We start from the raw sequence: 20,875 nt of genomic DNA, 5'->3' as shown, positions 1-20,875 counted from the left end.
TTATTTCTTTTTTGGTTGGGGAAAGATGTTTTGAGGGAATGATATCGTAAAAGTTGTGCCTTCGCCAGATTTGCTATCTACCGTAATGTTGCCGTCGTGCTGATGCACTACTTGCTGCACGTAGGCTAGCCCTAAGCCAAATCCTTTCACACTATATAGTTCGCCGTTAGGCACACGGAAAAACAGATCATAAATGTTTTTGTGATACGCCTTCGGAATACCGATACCATTATCGCTGATGCGGATCTGAATAACTTTGTCCGTCGCCGTCAAGCTAATCTTCACCTGTGGTGAAGGCGAGTGATTGTATTTGATTGCATTATCTATCACGTTCGAGAATGTATTGCGAAGATGTGCCAAGTCGCCATTCAACCATATTACCGTTTGCTGCGGAGGCAATAGCAAATCTATTTGTGCTGCGCTCACCAATCGGAAAGATTCAACTATTTCTCGAAGTAGTAAACTAAGATCAAACTCAGTATATGTTAAGTTTATACCGCTACGCACGTTACTATTAAACTGCAACACGTTTTCTACCATCAGCGTGAGATGTTCTAGCTCGCGCTTTGATATGGTCAAATACCTATTCCACCGCTCTGGATCATTCTTCGCTCCGGAACGTTGCAGTGCTTCTACTGCTGCGCTGACCGTGGATAAGGGCGTTTTGAGCTCGTGGGTCATGTTGGTTACGAATGATTGCTGCAAGACGGCCAACTTATTCTGCTTTCGGATCGTTTTGAACAAGGCTAGAAAGGTCCCGATCAATGCGAAGAGCAAGAAAAGCGAGAAAATGATCTGCCCAAGCATATTGGAGATAATATGTTTCCAGATTTGGGTCAACTCGGCATATAGATAAAGATTGTTTTCTGCATTAATCAGTATTGGTCGTGTGGTGAGGACGTCATTGCTACGCATCTCGCGCGGTTCGTTGTATCCTCTGCGTGCGATTTCATGCACTTTAAGTTGCACGTTAGCACGATCTATACCTTGGTAAGCAAGCTCTTGTTGGTACTCATTTAATAACGTATCTAAAGCGGCGGGAGATAACTCCGCGTCTCTTCCTTGTAGCATCCAATGGTTGATTTCTCGTGGTTTGCGGTGTTCGCCGCGCTCTTGACGATTGTTTCGGTGCGATTCTCGGTATTGTCTGCGAATACTATCCTGCCGTCTTGTAGCATTCTTCTCCATCCAAGCGTATATACTGTCAACCGTGATGTTGGGATATGCTCTGCTGATATCTTCGGCGAGATTTTTCTGGTAGCTGTTGCGCGTATTATTGCCCGTGATGTCGTTACGTGAGTAATAATCACTTAAGGTGCTGAGCAATGCTTGATCGGCTTTTGCAAAAGTCAATTCTCGGTGATCGCTATACGAATTGTATAACCAAAAACTGAGGACGGATAGTATTCCAGCAGTGATTAATACAATAAGTAGCGCTAGGACTTTGTGGTTTTTTAACATGATTAAAACAAATTTAATTTAGTAGCTTTGCACCGCATAGGTAATTGTTGATTTTTAACAAAATATAACACTGATTAACAGTAACGTTCGGTTACATTTGCAATTCATTGGTTTTTATGCTAAAACATTTCATATTTATTGCCTTCGGGTTCGTTTTTGTCGGCGCGAGTGTCTTATTGTCGAGTTGTGAGAAAGATATGGCTATCGCATTGAACAACGATAACGTCGATGCATTGAACTTAGCTTCGGTGGATTCTTTATCTGTGCAGATCACAAATTTAACACTACAACATATTCCCACTTCGGGAGCAGGAGCTATTCTATTAGGAAGATATGTACGTGAAGGTGTTGGTAGTGTCACTGTTGCCCCGTATTTTCAGGTAGAGCCAGAGGATTATACCTATACAGATATTCCAGAAGATGCGCGTTTTGATTCTGTTAGGCTCGTACTTCGCAGACATAATCAATTGCATGTACAGGGAGATACCACTCAATCACATACTATTCGCGTACACCGTATCACACAACGTTTGGAAACAACAACGTTGCAGGCCGGTGGAATCAATAATGTGGAGATCCCCTTTTATGTGCAAAATCCAGCCATTTTTGGAGATCAATCTTTCCAGGTGGATCAAACTCCATTAGGAGAACTAAGCTATTTGCCAGCTCCTGGCAGAAGACAAAGTCTATCCATTCGTTTGGATAATGCTTTTGGGCAAGATTTGTTTGATAAAATGCAAGCGGACGATTCGCGCGTCATCTCGGCCGCCAATTTTACAGAATATATGAATGGCTTCGCCGTGATTCCGGATGAAGAGAATACTAGTGTGATTGCTTACAATGATACTATTCAGGCAGAAATTCATTACTCTTATATAGGAGCTGGCGGATTGCGTGAAGCTGCGCAAAAGGATTTGGTCATTCGCAACTATAATTTAAAATATAATAAGTATTCGGCAGATAGATCTGGCACGCCTTTTCAATCATTAACCCCGCTAAATCCAGTGGCTGGCACACAAACCAATGGCGTTGGTGTAGTGCAAGCGGGCACGGGTGCGGCAGTGCGCATAGATTTTCCAGCGCTCCGCAACTTCTTACAAACTCCAGGGATAGCGGTGAATAAGTTGGAACTGGAAGTAGAAGTCGAATCGAACGAAAGTTTTATGTATCCTTTACCGACAGGACAGGATGCGCCATCGCTTTTTTTGGCGAATAGTAGTGGAGTAGCGTTGAATTTTATTCGTGCACCATTCACCACTGATATTCAACGTGGGCAATATACACCCGCTAATAACACGGGGCAAAATGCTAGATACCGATTCAATTTAATTGAGTATGTTCGCACAATCAATAGCGAGAGTAACGCGCCTAGTGGATTAGTCTTATCTTTACCACCAGCATCTTTAGTTGGCACAGCCAATTCGTTGCTGATCGCTACAGAAAATAACAAACCTAAAATCAAATTAAACATCTTATACACAAAATTTAATTAGTCATATGAAGAAGAAAAACTGGCTAGCATTACTTTTAGTTGGTGCGATTGCGACTACATCTTTCCAATCCTGTTCGAGTGATGACGATGAGACGACTACAGGAGACACTGGGCCGACAGAATGGACCAGATCAACAGTTGCACCTGGAGATCCTAGAGAGGGTGCGGCATCTTTTGTGATTAATAATCAGGCATTCCTAGTTGGCGGCTACAACGCTACACGTGCTATTTTACAAGATGCATGGGCTTTCAATGGGTCGCAGTGGGAACCTAAAGCAGATTTTTCAGGTCCAGCACGTCACCGTGCAGTAGGTTTTTCAATCGGTGACGCAGGCTTCGTAGGTACAGGTTTTGACGGTACCAATGCATTGAAAGATTTTTACCGTTTTGATGCAGCGGCAAATACATGGACTCAGATCGCTGATTTTCCAGGAGAAGCTCGTTTTGGTGCTGTTGCATTCTCCCTTGGCGGTAATGGATATGTTGGTTTGGGAGAGACACCAGCTGGCAGAACATTTAGCGACATTTACCGCTACAATCCAACAAACGATACGTGGACATTAGTGCCAACGCAATTCGGTTGGACTCGTTCTGGCGCTTTTGCATTCGTAATTGGCAATAAGGCATATGTTGGTGGTGGTCGTTTCAATAATCAATTGCCTGAAGATTTCTTCTCTTTCGATGGAACAACTTGGACTAAGTTGAATGACTTGAATCGTAATGACGCAAGTCAGACATATGATGTAAGACGTCAAAACACATCTACATTTGTCATCGGTGGTCAAGGTTATGTTGTGAGTGGTAGAGGGCCAGCAGGTTTGGTAGCTAACGTATGGAAATACGATCCAGGAAGTGATATCTGGTCAAATGAGCACCAAGCAGTACAAGGTAGTGGCGCGCGTGAAAAAGCAGTTGGATTCGCAATTGGCAATAACGGCTATATCACAACAGGCTCTGCTGGTACAGGTCGCGAGCAGTTCTACAGCGAAACATTGGTATTTACACCTGTACGATAAGTAAGATTAAAAAGTATACACTATAGCGGAGTATACTTTACAATAAAAAGAGCCGGATGATTATTATAATCATCCGGCTCTTTTTTGTTTATCCCTCTTTTAAGGGAAGAAGTAAATTGATCGGATTACCCGATCAATTGTTTTTTATGTAATAGCTCTGCTACTTGTACCGCATTGGTTGCCGCACCTTTACGTAAGTTATCTGCTACTACCCAAAGGTTAAGCGTTTTGTCCTGAGATTCGTCTCTGCGGATACGGCCGACGAAAACTTCGTCTTTACCATGTGCATCTTTTGGCATTGGGTATTCCAATTTTGCTGGATTATCCACGACGATGATACCTTCTTGAGCTGCCAACAGGTCGCGAACTTCCTGAAGGTCAAAATCATTCTCGAATTCGATATTAACAGACTCCGAATGACCACCAATAACCGGGATACGTACCGTCGTCGCGGTCACGCGGATAGAATCATCACGCATGATCTTGTTCGTTTCCTTGATCATCTTCATCTCTTCCTTGGTGTAACCATTATCTTGGAAAACATCAATCTGAGGAATCACGTTAAGATCAATTTGGTGCGGATACGCTTTTTCACCATCGATGCCCGCGCGCTCATCATTTAGCTGCTTCACAGCGGCTACTCCCGTACCAGTTACCGACTGATAAGTAGAAACGACCACACGTTTAATTTTATATTTCTCGTGCAATGGTTTCATCACGACAACCATTTGAATAGTAGAACAATTCGGGTTTGCAATGATTTTGTCTTCCGCCGTTAATACGTCGCCATTTACCTCTGGCACGATTAGTTTTTTGGAAGGATCCATGCGCCAAGCAGACGAATTATCGATCACGGTGATGCCTGCTTCCGCAAATAAAGGGGCGAATTCGGTAGAGGTACTTCCACCAGCAGAGAAAAGTGCTACATCTGGTTTGAGTGCAATAGCATCTTGAGCAGTTACCACCTTATACTTCTTACCCTTGAACTCGATCTCTTTACCCTTGCTTCTTTCTGAAGCTACTGGAATTAATTCTGTTACTGGGAAGTTTCTTTCCGCCAATACTGTCAACATTTCTGACCCAACAAGACCTGTTGCGCCAACTACTGCAACTTTCATAAATAAATTATCATTTAACTTTAAAAAAATAAACCAGATTAAGTATATTTAACACGTAATCAACCCCAAACATACTAAATTATTTGGATTCTTAATCTAAAATCTAGTTTGAAAGTAGATTTTAATGATCTTCAAAAATGACGTCAAAAACGTTTACTCTCTGTTCTTTCATCTTGCTTTTATTGGCGAGTAGCTGTACAGATTTTTTGGAAGATCAAGTACGTTTTGTATCGCCACATCCCGTCATCAATGAAATCATGATGAATCCCCGTGGAGATAACTTGCCGGCACGTGAATGGCTCGAGTTATACAATCCTTCGGATGTCGCGATCCTATTGCAAAACTATACGATCTCGTACAACAATCGGAATTTCCAATTTCCAGAGATGTATCTGCCAGCCAAACAATATCTAATCGTTACTGCTTCGCAGAATGAGCAAGCATTTCTTCGTTATGGAAATGTATGTGGCATTGAAGGTTGGCCAACAATGAGTAATGCTGGCGCTACCATCACACTGAATCATCAGGAATTGGGAACAGTAGATCAGGTGTCTTATGCAGCCAATTGGTATGCCAGCACGGCAAAAAGACAAGGCGGGTGGAGCTTGGAACGTGTAAATCCGGAGTTTGGTTGTAATCCTGTGCAAGCTTGGCAAGAATCGGAAGCTAGAGAAGGAGGTACGCCGGGCGCGCAAAACAGTGTGTATCGTGCAGATGCGATCCCAGATGTGCAAATTCGACAAACTATTGTGCAAGATCAAGACCTGAGTTTTGTACTTAATATGGACATTGGGAATAGTTTAACCATTCAGCAAGTGCAAATGCCGATCGGGTTACCACCAATCTCGAGTTGGCGGACTTCCCGAGATACCATACATATTTCCTTCGGTCAGCAGCTGCCAGAAGGTTTTCCATACGAAGTGACGATTGCGGGACAATATTGCGGAAGAAATCTAACCTTATCACAAACAGTGTTTACGGAAACGAACTTATCGTACAATGATGTAGTCATCAACGAAGTGCTATTCAACCCCAACACGGGCAGTCCTACATTTGTCGAGATTTACAATCGATCAAGCAAGATTGTCAACCTCCAAAACTGGTTTTTAGGAAACCGTTTAATCTCCAATCGCCAATTACTTTTCCCTCCCAATACCTATCGGGTGATCACCACGAATCCGAATCTGTTGCAGCGAGATTATCCTAGTGCCATATTGCGTGATGTTATTGTGCTTCCCAGCCTTCCTGCTTATGCCAACCTGCAAGGAATCGTAACACTTTTTTCCCCAACAGCATTGATGGATAGTTTGCGCTATACCGCCGCGATGCATCAACCTTTTATACGCAATGCACGCGGCGTTTCGCTCGAACGCATTTCACCAGATGTTCCCACGAATGTTGGTGGAAATTTCATTTCGGCATCCACCTATAGCGAAGGAGCAACGCCCGGCTATGAGAATTCACGCTTTCGTGCCGGCACGATTACCAAGAATAAAGTTTTCCTTGCGGCGCGTTCGATGTTTCCAAATAGTACCAGCGAAGATCGATTGCTATCTATTTATTATGAGTTTATGCAGGAGAATACTATGGTAAATCTCACGATCTATGATGATAAGGGAAGGTCGATAAATCGACTCATTCGCAATCAAGGAGTGGGTTATACGGGCAGATTTACTTGGGATGGCAAAAAGGAAAATGCAGAACAAGCGCCTTCTGGTGTATACTTGATGTGGATGGACACGTATCAGGATAATGGCCAGCGCCAAACCTTCAAAGAATCCTTTTTATTGAGAAATTAGGCTGCGCTTCAAAAACAGCCATTCCGCGTTTTAAAGTAGGGATCAAAAAACAGTATATTTGCACCTGAATTAACCGTTTTGGAGCTCAGACTGGCATTAAATCTGCTTTTTTGAAACGAAAACGGATGTGAATAAATCTAAACATGGGAGAACGCATATTAATACTGGGCGCAAACGGACAAATTGGATCAGAACTGGCTGCCGCATTACGTCTGAAATTTGGTGCAGACAATGTCATTACGTCAGACATCCGCGAGCCGCGCGAACGCGCTGAGCAAGAAATCTTCGAATTGGTCAATGTATTGGATAAAGAAAGAGTGAAACATCTTTTCGAGCAATATCAACCTACGCAAGTATACTTGTTAGCGGCTATGCTCTCTGCTACGGGAGAACAATATCCTCAAAAAGCTTGGGATTTAAATATGAACGGCTTGTTGAATGTCTTAGATCTGGCTGTTGAATTAGACATTAAAAAGGTATTTTGGCCAAGTTCTATTGCCGTATTTGGACCACATTCACCGAAGGTGGATACACCACAATATTGCGTGATGGATCCCAACAGTATTTATGGTATCAGCAAATTAGCCGGAGAAAGGTTGTGTGAGTATTACCATAAAAAATATAATTTGGATGTCCGCAGCATTCGTTATCCAGGGGTTATTTCTTGGAAAACAGAACCGGGAGGTGGTACCACGGATTATGCCGTGCATATCTATTTCGAAGCCTTGCGAAATGGTGCATACACCAGTTTCCTTTCCGAACAAACGGAATTGCCGATGCTGTATATGCAAGATGCGGTGCGTGGAACACTGGAATTGATGGATGCGCCGGCAGAAAAACTAAGCATTCGCTCGAGTTACAACCTAGCGGGAATGAGTTTCACGCCAAAGGATATCTCGGAAGAAATCCAAAAAATTCTTCCTAGTTTTGAGATGTCCTACACGGAAAATGATCCGAGACAAGCGATTGCAGACTCTTGGCCAAAGCGTATTAACGATGATTATGCGCGGAAAGACTGGGGCTGGAAACCTTCCTTCGATCTGGAAACGATGACGAAGGATATGATTGAAAATCTAAAATCAACGATATAACAATGGGTAGAGCCTTTGAATTTAGGAAAGAGAGAAAATTTAAGCGTTGGGCGAAGATGGCCGTCCAGTTTACGCGTCTAGGCAAGGAGATTGCCATGGCGGTAAAAGAGGGTGGCCCGAATGCAGATAGCAATTCGCGCTTGCGTACTGCAATGCAAAATGCCAAGGCGGTCAATATGCCGAAAGATCGTGTGGAAGCGGCTATAAAACGCGCTTCGGAAAAAGATGCAAAAGGCTATGAAGAATATGTGTATGAAGGATATGGCCCTCACGGTGTGCCTGTGCTTATCGAAACGGCAACAGATAATACCAATCGTACTGTAGCCAATGTAAGAAGCTATTTTACCAAAGCGGGCGGATCATTGGGAAAAACAGGTTCGTTGGATTTCATTTTTCAGCGTAAATCGATCTTTCGTTTCCCTGCACCCGAAGATTTGGATGTAGAAGAGTTGGAATTGGAATTGATCGATGGCGGTTTGGAAGAGCTTTATGTCGAGGCCGATGAAGAAGGTAACGACGTTGTTGTGGTACAAACGTCGTTTGAAGATTTCGGTAACATGCAAAAGTTGCTAGAAGAGAAAGGCATCGAAGTTTCTTCGGCTAAGTTGGAGCGGATCTCGCTATCTCATTCTTCATTAACCGAAGAGCAAGCGGCAGATGTATTGAAGTTGATCGATAAAATCGAGGAAGACGACGATGTGCAGGCCGTTTACCATAATATGGACTAAGCGATATTGATTCGCATAAAAATCCCTGCGAAACCACTTTCGCAGGGATTTTTTTTTACTTTTGATCATGCTCAGTTTTGAAGAGTTCTTCCATAAGAAAAAGATTGACCTGACTGCTTTGCAGGCAGGTGAGCCGGCCTTGTATGCAGAATTTTCGAAGCATTACGCGGCAATGGGAGAGAAGAGCTTTGATCACAGTAAAAAGTTTTGGTTCAATAAGCTCCGAAAAACATACTTACTCGCCGCAGGCGAACCGGCGCCTGTTCCAGAAAAACCGTTAGCGATTTCAGATGCACCTTTGGAACCTGTTTCGGATGTGATGCCTGCTGAGCCATCGACAACTGCCGTAAAACCAGCCGGCTTCAAACCACGCTTCAAGGCTGGCGCTGCAAAAGGTGCTTCTATGGAATCCGAAAAACCAAAAGCTGCTCCAATAGAAAATAAATCGGAGGCCACTTCTGCTCCAGAAGAAAAACCGGCAACCGAAGAACCGGCTGCGCCGATTACTAAACCCGCTGGGTTTAAGCCCCGCTTTAAGGCTGGTGCTACAAAAACCGTTTCTACCGAGCAAACTAAGCCAGAAGAAACCAGTTCGGCAGAAAATAAAGAAACTCCTTCTGCGCCTGAAAAGCCGATAGCAGAAGAATCGGCTGCGCCGGTTAGTAAGCCCGCCGGTTTCAAACCACGCTTCAAAGCCGGTGCTACGAAAACCGTTTCTACAGAATCGGTAAAGCCAGAAGAAGCCATTTCGGTAGAAAATAAAGAAACTCCTTCTGCGCCTGAAAAGCCGATAGCAGAAGAATCGGCTGCGCCGGCTAGTAAGCCCGCCGGTTTCAAGCCACGCTTTAAAGCTGGTGCTACGAAAACCATTTCTGCCGAGCAAACAAAGCCAGAAGAAACGATTTCGGCACAAAATAAAGAAACTCCTGCTCCAGAAGAAAAACCGGCAACAGAAGAAAAACCGGCAACAGAAGAATCGGCTGTGCCGACTAGTAAACCCGCTGGCTTCAAGCCACGCTTCAAAGCCGGTGCTACGAAAACCATTTCTTCCGACCAAACAAAGCCAGAAGAAACCATTCCGGCAGAAAATAAAGAAACTCCTGCTCCAGAAGAAAAACCGGCAACAGAAGAATCGGCTGTGCCGATTACTAAACCCGTTGGGTTTAAGCCACGCTTTAAAGCTGGCGTAACAAAGCCTAACAAGCCCAAAGACGATCAGTAGCGAACGAAAGCAATGGATCCAGTAAACCCCGCGCCAGAAGAAAGTTTAAAAAAGAAAGCCGCCAAAGGATTTTTGTGGGGCGGCCTATCTAACGGTGTGCAACAAGTAATTGGCTTAGTCTTCGGCCTCGTGCTATTACGCGTGCTAGATCCTAAAGATTACGGTCTGGTCGGAATCCTCACGATATTCTCCGCTATTGCGTCCGCATTGACAGAATCCGGCTTTGTGAGTGCGATCAGCATTAAGAAGGACGTCTCGAAAGCAGACTATAATGCCGTATTCTGGTTTTGCGTGCTTTTAGGTGCCGGAATCTATTTGGTTTTGTATTCCGTGAGTCCGTTTATTGCCGATTTCTATGAGTTGGCCCAATTAGAGCCATTGTCTAAAATTTCCTTTTTGAACTTCCTCATCAGTAGCTTTGGCGTCGCGCATAGCGCATATCTAACGCGTAATTTAATGGTGAAAGAGCGATCTACCGCCCTGCTTTTTGCAGTTCTGATCAGTAATGTCATCGGGGTGATTGCGGCGCTGCAAGGGCTCAAATACTGGTCTTTGGTCATCCAAAACCTGACTTACTGCGTGATCTCCGCATCGCTATTTTGGTATTATTCCCATTTTCGTCCTTTATGGCGGATCAATCTTCGTCCGGTCAAGCCTTTGTTGTCCTACAGCAGCAAGCTGATCATTACCAATGTGTTTTTCCACGTCAATAACAATTTCCTGACCGCCATTCTGGGAAAATATGTGCCCGTAGCGCAAGTAGGACAATATACTTCGGGCAATAAATGGAATCTCATGGGGCAAAACCTGATTTTGAGTATTTCCAATACCATTATCCAACCGTTGATGACAGAGGTGTCGCACAGCGAAGAAGAACGCAAAATTCGCGTGTTTCGTAAGCTGCTTTCCTTTATCTCTTTCATCACCTTTCCATTGATGTTTGGTTTAGCGCTCATCGCGCCTGATTTTCTTTTGCTTGCTGGCGGTGCCAAATGGCTGGAAAGTGCCGATTACCTGCGCGTTTTAGCGTTTGGAGGCGCATTCGCTGTCGTAAGCAATGCATTTTCAAACTATACCTTGAGCAAAGGCCGATCTACTACCTACATGTGGAATATGATCGTATTTGGCATCTTACAGGTCGGCTTATTCTTTGCGCTCAAACACTTGGGCGTCCTTTACATCGTGCTGGGTTATGCAACAATGAATTTGCTTTGGTTGAATACCTGGTTTTTCATCACGCGGAAAAGCCTGCAATACAGTTATCGCTTCATGTGGCGCGACGTATACGCTTACGCGCTTAGCGCCGTAGTTGGATTTCTCGCGACCTATTTTTGGATAGACATATTGCCACACGCGGCATTAAGATTAGCGGTGTCCGTATTATCCATGGGAGCAGTTTATTTGGGGATTTGTTACCTGTTTTCCCGAGAAACATTTCAAGAAATTCAAAACTTCTTTCGCAATAAGCTATGAAGAAGGTACTCAGCATTATCGTTTCTTACAATTTCGAGCCTTGGCTCAGCAAATGTTTGGATAGTTTGGGACAATCGACTTATCCCACCGATATTTTTGTGGTTGATAATGCTTCGAGCGACCATACGGTAGCCCGAATTAAGCAAGATTATCCGCAAGTAATCTTGCATGAAAGCAGTACAAATCTCGGTTTTGGCCGTGCCAATAATATCGGTTTTGATTACGCGATCGCGAATGAGTATGATGCCGTTTTCTTAGTCAATCAAGATGCTTGGCTGCATCCAGCATGTTTAGCGCACTTAATGCAGGAAGATTACGATTCCAACGTAGGAATTATATCGCCGATGCATTACGATGGCACGGGTTTGCAGTTGGATGAAGGTTTTGCTGGATATGTGAAGCAGGAGCAAATGGATCTTGATCATTTTGCTGTACCCTTTGTGAATGCTGCATTCTGGCTGATTCCCGTTTCCGTTCTCAAAGAAGTGGGACAATTTTCACCGATCTTCTATCATTATGGCGAAGACAGCGATTATGCCAACCGCATACAGCACCATGGCTTGAAAATTATGGTCAACACCAAAGCGATTGCCTATCACGATCGCCAAGAGCGAAAAACCATTTCCAGCGCACAATTTTTCAAAAGAGAATTCATCTATTTCCTGACGGAATATGCCAATGTGAATCATTCCTTTCCGAAGGCATTTGGCTACGGCGTATTAGCACCGATCAAAAAGGCTTTTCAACGACCTTCCGCGTCACCTTATCATGGCTTCACTTCGTATCTTTCGGTTGCTATTCAGGTTTTGGCGAAGACAGCGGCCGTTATTCAGACAAGGAAAAGAAACACCTAAATATTATGCGATCTGTCCTAGGTTGCATATTTGCATATGCAGACTTTTTTGGCGAGTTTCGTCTATTCATTTAACACGCCCATGGAGCAGCTAAGTCCCGTTATTCTTTTTGCCTACAATCGACCCGAACATACGCAGCGCGCATTGGAAGCGTTGGAGAAAAATGTCGGTGCTGCGGACAGCATCTTATATGTATTTGCGGATGGTGCAAAGCATGATGGTGCTAAGCAAAGCGTACAGCAAGTAAGAGATGTGCTGAAAAGAGCATGGACGTTCAAAGCGGTGCACATCATCGAGCGCGATCGCAATTGGGGATTAGCTAATAATGTGATGGATGGCGTAGGGCAGGTGATGAAAGAACATGGCCGCGCGATCGTATTGGAAGATGATGTACTATTTGCGCCGCATACGCTGCAATACTTCAACGAAGCCTTGATCCGCTACGAAAAGGAAGAAAAGATCATGCACATTGGTGGATTTATGTACGAGCTAGATCGCTCTGGGTTGGATGAAACATTCGTTACCCGTTATGTAGCCAGCCAAGCTTGGGCAACATGGTCGCGTGCTTGGCAACATTTTGAACCGAATATTGATCAGATCATCGCGCAATTTGATGACGCCAAAATCGCGGCGTTTACCTTTGATCACACCATGAATTTTTGGCGGACGATCTTGCAGCAGCAAAAAGCCCAAGTCGATTCTTGGGCGGTACGGTGGTATGCGAGCGTATTCTTAAGAGGTGGTTTAGCGATCGAACCTAGCCAATCGCTCATCGAAAACATCGGTCACGATGGCTCGGGTGTGCATTCAGGAATCAACACCATGTTTGAAACATCCATACGATCCACGCCGATAACGCGGTTTCCATTGGATCTGACAGAAAATCCGGCTGGTTATGTCGCCCTGCGGCATTTCTTTAAACATCGAAAAGGCAATTTGTTTCAACGGGCGTACCGCTTCGCGATTAATAAGCTCCGTTAAACGTCTATTTATTCGCTTTTGACCACAATCATGTCCGATCAATCTCGTTCATTTCCTACCATTTCTATTATCACCATTGTGTACAACAATGCGCGGGATATCGCATATACTTTAGCATCTGTGGCGGAACAAAGTTATTCGCAGATCGAATACATTGTGATCGATGGCGCATCTACGGATGGTACATTAGACGTGATCCAGCAATATGCTGCGCACATTGATATTCTGGTGTCGGAGAAAGATAAAGGCATTTATGATGCGATGAATAAAGGATTGACACGCGCCACAGGCGATTATGTGTTGTTTCTCAATTCTGGCGATACGCTATGCGATGCGGATACCTTGCGTACCGTGGTAGAGCGGGGCAATGATGCCGATATTATTTATGGAGAAACCAAATTGGTGGATGAAGATCGTCGCATCATTGGCGATCGTCGGCATAAAGCACCCGAAAAGTTCGATTGGCGCTCTTTCCGCTACGGGATGAGTATTTGCCATCAGGCGATTTATGTGCGTAGAAGTATCGCTTCGCCTTACGATACCAACTATCAATTAAGTGCGGATATCGATTGGGTGATTCGCGCAGCGAAAAAAGCTAAAACCACTCAAAATGTGCATGCGGTCGTCGCAAAATATCTTGTTGGCGGTATGTCGCAGAAGCGACACCAGCAAAGTTTGAAAGAGCGCTACGAAATCTTCCAAAAACATTACGGAACGCTCACCAATATCTTCAACCATCTGATCATTGGGATTAGATTAGTATTTTATCGATTGCAACATGGAAAATCTAGAGAATAATCTGCTTAATCCGCAACTGTTGGTCGAAGTAGCCAATGCTAAGATGCCTTTCGGAAAATACAAAGATACGTACCTACGACATCTGCCTGAGTCGTATCTTAATTGGTTTCATAATAAGGGTTTTCCTCCCGGAAAGCTTGGAATCCAACTCGCTACCTTGTACGAGATCAAACTCAATGGTCTGGAGTACTTGTTACAGCCCTTAATCAAACGCTAGTTTCACGCGCGTTATTCACCTCTTTATCACTTCCCAAAAAAGTTTTTAAACATAAATGTCATTTTGACATTTTTTTTTGTAATATTTGGAACATTAAATCTGAATACCTGTGTAATACCGTGCTGCGTCAGCGTAGCATTTTTTATAAACTTAATCGTTAAAAAACTATAGTGCAATAAGAGGAAGCGCGATTTTGCGCTCTTTTTCTAACCAATTTTATTCAAACAAATGACTAGATTTTCAACAATTGATTACGTTATATTCCTGATATATTTCGTGATCGTAGCGGGGTACGGTTACTGGATTTACCGTCGTAAAACCAAGAGTGATTCTGCAACCAAAGATTTTTTCCTTGCAGAAGGTTCTCTAACTTGGTGGGCTATTGGAGCTTCACTCATTGCATCCAATATCTCTGCGGAGCAATTTATTGGTATGAGCGGAAACGGATTTACCGTGGGTATGGCCGTGGCTGCGTACGAATGGTTTGCTGCTATTGCCTTGATTATTGTGGCCGTGTGGTTTATACCGATGTACCACAAGAATGGGATATTTACCATGCCGCAGTTTCTCAAGATTCGATACAACGAGACGACGGCGTTAATCATGGCGATCTTTTGGTTGTTTCTCTATATTCTAGTCAACCTTACTTCGATCTTATTTTTAGGATCCATGGCGATCAACAACTTCGCTGGTGGCGAGAATTTTGAGGTCATCATGACGATCCTTTGTGTGTTTGCTATTATCATCACGCTGGGCGGAATGAAGGTCATTGGCTTCACCGACGTGATTCAAGTATTGGTATTGATCATTGGTGGGTTAGCCACAACGTATGTTGCGCTTACCTTAGTGAGTGAGCATTTTGGCTTAGGATCCGATATTATTGCTGGTTTTAAGGCGATGATGAAAGATTCGCCGACGCATTTCCAGATGATTGCCGAGAAACCGGGACCTGATGCATCGCAAGAGGAGATCAACAAATACCTAATGTTGCCGGGTATTGCCATGTATTTCGCAGGGCAATGGATTGTGAATTTGAATTATTGGGGTTGTAATCAATACATCACACAGCGTGCGCTAGGAGCAGATCTAAAAACCGCTAGAACAGGTATCTTATTTGCCGGTTTCTTGAAATTATTAATGCCGATTGTGGTGATGTTGCCGGGTATCGCTGCTTATGTGTTATACAAAAATGGTGCATTACAACAAGAGATGGCACCAGGAGGTGAATTTCATGCCGATAATGCATACTCTGCCATTCTAAGTTTCTTGCCAGATGGTATGAAAGGACTTTCCTTAGCGGCATTGACGGCTGCGATTGTAGCGTCATTAGCAGGGAAAGCAAATAGTATTGCGACAATTTTTACACTTGATATTTATAAAAAATACCTAGACAAAGATGCTTCTGAAACCAAAATGGTTTGGGTAGGAAAAGTGGCCATTGTCGTATCTATGTTATTAGCCTTGTTACTGACTTGGGACGACGTGTTGGGTATTGGTGGAGCAGGTGGCTTTACTTTCATTCAAAAATATACCGGTTATGTTAGTCCAGGCGTATTGGCTATGTTCTTATTGGGTATGTTTTGGAAACGTACTACCGGTACAGCAGCCATTGCGGGTTTGTTATCTGGTTTCTTACTTTCGGTGTTTTTCAACGAATTTGCGCCAGCGGTATTTGGTCCGGAAACGTGGTTATACACCGCATTCCAGAATGCCAATGGTAAATATGAGATTCCATTCTTGATCTGTATGGGGTGGGCATTTGTATTTGCCGTATTGCTGATGGTGATCTTAAGTTTAGCAGGGCCGAAAGTCAACCCTAAAGCATTCGAGATCGATAGAAAAATGTTTAAAGTAGACCCATCTACCTTAATACTAATTGTGTTTACACTATTGGTGGTAGGGGCATTATATGTTAAATTCTGGTAGTGATTTATTCACTACCTACTATTTCTATGAGATAAATTATCAGCATGGCCAAATATTCAGCACAACACCGCGTACTCATTGCCGTTGATTGTATTATCTTCGGTTTCGATGGTGCGGAGTTGAAGTTGCTGGTCGTTCAGCGCGCATTAGAACCGCAGATCGGCAATTGGAGCTTGATGGGAGGTTTCATAGAAGAAGGAGAAGACCCGAACGATGCGGCTTCACGCGTGTTGTACAAATTGACAGGCTTGAAAGATGTGTACATGGAGCAGCTTTCGGTATTTGGCCGGCCAAATCGCGATCCGGTGGAGCGCACGATTAGCGTGGCGTACTCGGCATTGATTAACATCAAAGAGTACGAAACGCAGTTGAGTGATGCATACCGTGCAGAATGGATTCCCTTGAAGGATGTGCCAGCGTTGATCTTCGATCACGATGAGATGGTTGCTGCAGCAAAAGTACATCTTCGTTACAAGGCGGCGCTACATCCCGTATTGTTCGAGCTATTGCCCGAAAAGTTTACCATTCCACAGATCATGGCGCTCTATGAACAAGTGTATAATGTGGAGCTCGATAAGCGCAACTTCATGCGCAAACTGCGTTCTACAGGTTTGCTGGTGAAGCAAGCGGATAAAGATAAAGAAGGTTCCCGCAAAGGAGCTTTCTATTACAAATTGGATCAAGAGACGTATAAGGATAAGTTTAGTTCATTCCTACACTTTATCCCGCAGCCATAAGGCTTTTCTAATCTCATTTAGCTAGAAACAAAACGGTCTCCTTCTGATAAAGAAGGAGACCGTTTTTACGTTTATGATATTACTTTGCCGTCGTGAAGCGGTAGGTGCTTTGTGTTTTGTACGTCTCGCCTGGCGATAACACAGTAGACGGGAAATTCGCTTGATTAGGTGCGTCTGGGAAATGTTGTGTTTCTAAACAGAATGCCGAACGCAAGCCGTAGGTTTTGTCGCCTTTAGCATTTTTAATGTCCTTCATGAAATTGCCGCTATAGAATTGTAATCCCGGTTCTTCGGTCAGAATTTCCATCTGGATGCCTGTTTTCGGGCTGGTTACGGTGGCAATATGCTGCAAGCCATCTTCCTTGTTCAACACAAAATTGTGGTCATAACCGCCGCCAATTTTAAGTTGCTCGTCGTCTGCATCAATGTCTTTGCCAATCGCTTTGGCCGTACGGAAATCAAACGGGGTATTTTCTACAGATGCCAATTCTCCGGTAGGAATTAAGGTTTTGTCCACTGGTGTATATTTATCCGATTTTACCATCAATTCGTGATCGGTAATCGTTTCCGCTCCTTCACCACTCAGGTTGAAGTAAGCATGATTGGTTAAGTTGACGATGGTTTTTTTATCTGTAGTCGCGCGGTACGCAATGTCCAATCCATTATCTGATGTAATGCTATAGGTCACATAAATATCCAAAGCGCCCGGATACCCGGCATCACCATCTGGTGATAACAAGTGCAACTCTACGCTGTTGTCGGTTACTTTATTCACCGTCCACACTTTCGTGTAATAACCTGTTTCGCCGCCATGTAAGGTATTCACACCGTCATTCAACTCCAGTTGATAAGGCTTGTCATCCAACTTAAATTGTCCTTTGGCGATGCGATTGCCAAAACGACCGACGATAGCGCCATAAAAGCCTTCGCCTTTTTTCTGGTAATTCTCTAAATCTTTGTAGCCCAATACAACGTCGACTGGATTACCTTGGTTATCTGGCACTAATAAGCTCACCACGCGCGCGCCATAATTGGTGATTGCTGCGGAAATGGTACCATTGCTAATCGTATATAGTTTTACAGAATCTTGGCCAACAAGTCCAGCAAAATCAGCAGCAGAAACGCCGATATTCGTGGTGTCTGCGGTTGTCTCTTTCGCGGTATTTGCATTTTGATTACAAGAGCTTAGGGTAATGGCTAGCGCGATTGGCGCAATACAGGCTTTCCAGATGAAGCCAAGAGATGTTGTCATAATAAAAAAGTCTTTTATAGGGTGTTTAGGATTATACTAAACCTAAGATAGTGAGTATATTCCAGAAAAGCAACCGAAGAATTCGGCGCGATTTACCCAAATAGCGAACGGAAGACATCTTCCAGATTGGCCACAGGCCGAATGGCAATGTTGTATTTTTTCGGATCGATCCCTTTGAGATTATACTTCGAGATAAAAATACCATCAAAACCTAATTTCTCGGCTTCCGCAATGCGTTGTTCGACACGATTTACAGCGCGAATTTCACCTGATAAACCAACTTCGCCCGCGAATGCAGAAGTCCCAGGAAGCGGGATATCCTGTTGCGATGATATCAAGGCAGCAATAACCGCCAAATCAATCGCAGGATCTTCGACGCGCAAGCCGCCAGTAATATTTAGAAATACATCTTGTGTCCCCAATCGAAAGCCAAACCGCTTTTCTAACACGGCCAACAGCATGTGCAGTCGCTTGGTGTCAAAACCGGTGGAACTACGCTGTGGCGTGCCGTAAGCCGAAGGACTTACCAATGCTTGCACTTCGATCATGAGCGGACGAATGCCTTCCAGCATAGAAGCGATAGCCACACCGCTCATCGATTCTTCGCGTTGCGAAAGCATGATTTCGGAAGGATTGGACACTTCGCGTAAACCATTGCCCTGCATCTCATAAATCCCCAATTCGGAAGAAGAACCGAAACGGTTTTTCACCGCGCGCAAGATGCGGTACACGTGATGTCGATCGCCTTCGAACTGCAATACCGTATCGACCATGTGCTCCAATACTTTTGGTCCGGCAATCGCACCATCTTTGGTGATGTGTCCGACAATCAGCACAGGCGTATCGCTTTCCTTCGCGAAGCGCAAAAGTTCAGCTGTACATTCTTTCACTTGCGATACCGAGCCGGGAGCCGATTCGATCTGCGAAGAGTGCAAAGTCTGGATCGAATCAATCACGATGACATCGGGTTGCACCGATTCGATCTGCTTAAAGATATTTTGGGTGGAAGTTTCCGTCAGGATAAAGCAATTCGCCTTGCTGCTTTGGTTCAAGCGTTCGGCACGCATTTTAATCTGCTGTTCGCTCTCTTCACCGGAAATGTATAAAGTTTTTACCTGCGGAATGGATAAAGCCAATTGTAGCATCAGCGTCGATTTGCCAATTCCCGGCTCGCCGCCAATCAATACGAGTGAACCTGGAACAATTCCGCCACCCAGCACGCGGTTAAATTCATGATCTGGCGTCAGGATGCGTTTCTCTTCGCTATACACGATTTCGTGAATCACAGCCGCTTTGTTCGTGCGTTTCGGACTACCAGCAGTGGTTGAGCTACGCCATTCGGGCACGCGCGACGAACCCTTGTCTACGACTTCTTCTACAAAGGTATTCCATTGTTTGCAGGATGGACATTGTCCCAGCCATTTGGGAGATTCGTAACCACAACTTTGACAGAAATAAGCAGATTTAGTTTTCGCCATTGCACGAATTTAGAAAAAAAGTAAGGACAAACCGTAACAAAGCAGTAGTATTGTCGTCAAATACCTAGAAAATGAACCCAGAGCTGGAACAACAATTTGTGCTTCTCTTGGAGGAAAACCAAAATATCCTCCATAAGATCTGTAAGCTGTATGCTGCAGATCGTGACGCGCACAAGGATTTGTTTCAGGAAATGGTGATTCAGTTGTGGAAAGCGTATCCTACATTCAAAGGTCAATCGAAGTTTACCACTTGGGCTTATCGCGTATCGCTGAATACCGCGATCTCGCTATATCGCGTAAAAAAGCGGCGTGTGGAAACCGTGACCTGGGATTATGCCGTACATAATATACAGTACGAAGAATACAGTTCGGAAGAGGAAGATAAGTTGAGCTATCTCTATGCGGCGGTGCAGGAATTGAATGATATCGAAAAGGCTTTGGTGTTTATGTATCTCGAGGATAAAGATTATGCAGAGATCGCGGAGACACTGGGGGTAAGTGAAGTAAATGCACGCGTGCGGATGAACCGTATAAAAACAAAATTGAAAGTCATACTCAGCCAGAGAGGGGCATTATAATGGACGAATTAGATTTCTTAAAAAATCATTGGCAGAAAGAGCAGCATTTTCCGCAGATAAAGGCGAAGGAAATTCAGGCTATGGCGCACAGAAGCTCCTCTTCGGTCGTGAAATGGATTTTTGTGATTAGTATTCTAGAGTTTTTTCTGGGCTGGGCCATTTCGTTTCTACTACCTTCGATCGAGTACCGATCTACTTTTGAAGAGGTATTTGTCACGGCGCTAGAGGTCGTTTTTTACGTCGTTATTATTTATTTTATTTATCAGTTTTTTGCGAGTTTTCGTACGATTCGCAACACGAAAGATACCAAGTCATTGCTCACCTCCATCATTCGCTCGCGAGCGCACGTAGAGCGTTATATAAAATTCAACATCTATTATTTTAGCGTAGGAATTTTTACGGCGAGTTGTTTTACATTGTACGAAAAAGTAGTGGTAGACGCGAACGGAAGCACCGGAAGATTGGTGTTCTACGTATTTATGTTCGTCCTAATGATGGCTATCGTATCATTCTTCTTTATTTTTATAGTGCGTTTGTACTACCGAATCGTTTACGGATTACTATTGAAACGATTGAATAAGAATTACGAAGAATTACTCCAACTGGAACAAGAGGTAGAATAGAATATTTGTATCTTTGTGCCGCAATTCATTA

Annotated in this window: 19 protein-coding genes; 15 read left to right on the top strand and 4 right to left on the bottom strand. The window is 43.9% G+C overall.

Annotated features, from left to right (window positions below):
• Complete coding sequence (locus DC487_RS07040) at positions 1-1,461, bottom strand: sensor histidine kinase (protein WP_116775259.1); 1,461 nt, start codon at positions 1,459-1,461, stop codon at positions 1-3.
• Between the two features lie 116 nt (positions 1,462-1,577).
• Between DC487_RS07040 and DC487_RS07035 the strand changes: the two genes are divergently transcribed.
• Positions 1,578-2,954 (top strand): DUF4270 family protein, encoded by a 1,377-nt coding sequence (locus tag DC487_RS07035; RefSeq protein ID WP_116775258.1) that lies wholly within the window; start codon positions 1,578-1,580, stop codon positions 2,952-2,954.
• Between the two features lie 4 nt (positions 2,955-2,958).
• Positions 2,959-3,969, top strand: coding sequence for a Kelch repeat-containing protein (locus DC487_RS07030; RefSeq protein WP_116775257.1), 1,011 nt, complete (start codon positions 2,959-2,961; stop codon positions 3,967-3,969).
• A gap of 125 nt (positions 3,970-4,094) precedes the next feature.
• Here the strand turns inward: DC487_RS07030 and DC487_RS07025 are convergent, their stop codons facing one another.
• Entirely contained in the window at positions 4,095-5,087 is a 993-nt protein-coding gene (locus DC487_RS07025; protein WP_116775256.1) for an aspartate-semialdehyde dehydrogenase, read from the bottom strand.
• Between the two features lie 137 nt (positions 5,088-5,224).
• Here DC487_RS07025 and DC487_RS07020 point away from each other — a divergent pair, with 137 nt between their 5' ends.
• The 11 genes from DC487_RS07020 to DC487_RS06970 all read left to right on the top strand — a co-directional run bounded on the left by DC487_RS07020 (position 5,225) and on the right by DC487_RS06970 (position 16,913).
• Complete coding sequence (locus DC487_RS07020) at positions 5,225-6,886, top strand: lamin tail domain-containing protein (RefSeq protein WP_116775255.1); 1,662 nt, start codon at positions 5,225-5,227, stop codon at positions 6,884-6,886.
• A gap of 143 nt (positions 6,887-7,029) precedes the next feature.
• On the top strand, positions 7,030-7,977 hold the full coding sequence (locus DC487_RS07015; RefSeq protein ID WP_116775254.1) for an NAD-dependent epimerase/dehydratase family protein: 948 nt from the start codon (positions 7,030-7,032) through the stop codon (positions 7,975-7,977).
• A gap of 2 nt (positions 7,978-7,979) precedes the next feature.
• Complete coding sequence (locus tag DC487_RS07010) at positions 7,980-8,705, top strand: YebC/PmpR family DNA-binding transcriptional regulator (RefSeq protein WP_116775253.1); 726 nt, start codon at positions 7,980-7,982, stop codon at positions 8,703-8,705.
• Between the two features lie 67 nt (positions 8,706-8,772).
• Positions 8,773-9,927: a hypothetical protein gene (locus DC487_RS07005; protein ID WP_116775252.1), complete on the top strand. Its 1,155-nt coding sequence runs from the start codon at positions 8,773-8,775 to the stop codon at positions 9,925-9,927.
• A gap of 12 nt (positions 9,928-9,939) precedes the next feature.
• A complete protein-coding gene (locus DC487_RS07000; protein WP_116775251.1) occupies positions 9,940-11,400 on the top strand; it encodes a lipopolysaccharide biosynthesis protein in 1,461 nt (486 codons plus the stop codon).
• A complete protein-coding gene (locus tag DC487_RS06995; RefSeq protein WP_116775250.1) occupies positions 11,397-12,254 on the top strand; it encodes a glycosyltransferase family 2 protein in 858 nt (285 codons plus the stop codon). The genes DC487_RS07000 and DC487_RS06995 overlap by 4 nt, the downstream gene beginning before the upstream one ends.
• 81 nt (positions 12,255-12,335) lie before the next feature.
• Complete coding sequence (locus DC487_RS06990) at positions 12,336-13,235, top strand: glycosyltransferase (protein WP_165799039.1); 900 nt, start codon at positions 12,336-12,338, stop codon at positions 13,233-13,235.
• 30 nt (positions 13,236-13,265) lie between these two features.
• On the top strand, positions 13,266-14,033 hold the full coding sequence (locus tag DC487_RS06985) for a glycosyltransferase family 2 protein (protein WP_116775248.1): 768 nt from the start codon (positions 13,266-13,268) through the stop codon (positions 14,031-14,033).
• On the top strand, positions 14,014-14,250 hold the full coding sequence (locus tag DC487_RS06980; RefSeq protein ID WP_207774333.1) for a DUF3820 family protein: 237 nt from the start codon (positions 14,014-14,016) through the stop codon (positions 14,248-14,250). Before DC487_RS06985 ends, DC487_RS06980 begins: the two co-directional genes overlap by 20 nt.
• Before the next feature lie 228 nt (positions 14,251-14,478).
• Positions 14,479-16,176, top strand: coding sequence for a sodium:solute symporter family transporter (locus DC487_RS06975; RefSeq protein WP_116775247.1), 1,698 nt, complete (start codon positions 14,479-14,481; stop codon positions 16,174-16,176).
• A gap of 44 nt (positions 16,177-16,220) precedes the next feature.
• Positions 16,221-16,913, top strand: a complete 693-nt coding sequence (locus tag DC487_RS06970) for an NUDIX hydrolase (protein ID WP_116775246.1) — start codon at positions 16,221-16,223, stop codon at positions 16,911-16,913.
• Positions 16,914-16,992: 79 nt separating this feature from the next.
• Here DC487_RS06970 and DC487_RS06965 read toward each other — a convergent pair whose 3' ends face one another.
• The gene (locus DC487_RS06965) at positions 16,993-18,165 is read right to left on the bottom strand and encodes an aldose epimerase family protein (protein ID WP_116775245.1); all 1,173 of its coding nucleotides are present in this window, start codon (positions 18,163-18,165) and stop codon (positions 16,993-16,995) included.
• Between the two features lie 92 nt (positions 18,166-18,257).
• On the bottom strand, positions 18,258-19,643 hold the full coding sequence (radA, locus tag DC487_RS06960; RefSeq protein ID WP_116775244.1) for a DNA repair protein RadA: 1,386 nt from the start codon (positions 19,641-19,643) through the stop codon (positions 18,258-18,260).
• 71 nt (positions 19,644-19,714) lie between these two features.
• Between radA and DC487_RS06955 the strand changes: the two genes are divergently transcribed.
• Entirely contained in the window at positions 19,715-20,221 is a 507-nt protein-coding gene (locus DC487_RS06955; protein ID WP_116775243.1) for an RNA polymerase sigma factor, read from the top strand.
• Entirely contained in the window at positions 20,221-20,844 is a 624-nt protein-coding gene (locus tag DC487_RS06950) for a hypothetical protein (protein WP_116775242.1), read from the top strand. The genes DC487_RS06955 and DC487_RS06950 overlap by 1 nt, the downstream gene beginning before the upstream one ends.
• Positions 20,845-20,875: the final 31 nt, after the last annotated feature.

The organism is Sphingobacterium corticibacter (genome assembly GCF_003076635.1).
GTDB lineage: Bacteria > Bacteroidota > Bacteroidia > Sphingobacteriales > Sphingobacteriaceae > Sphingobacterium > Sphingobacterium corticibacter.
The sequence above is the reverse complement of the archived record's forward strand: the minus strand, read 5'-3'. Positions and strand labels throughout refer to the sequence as shown.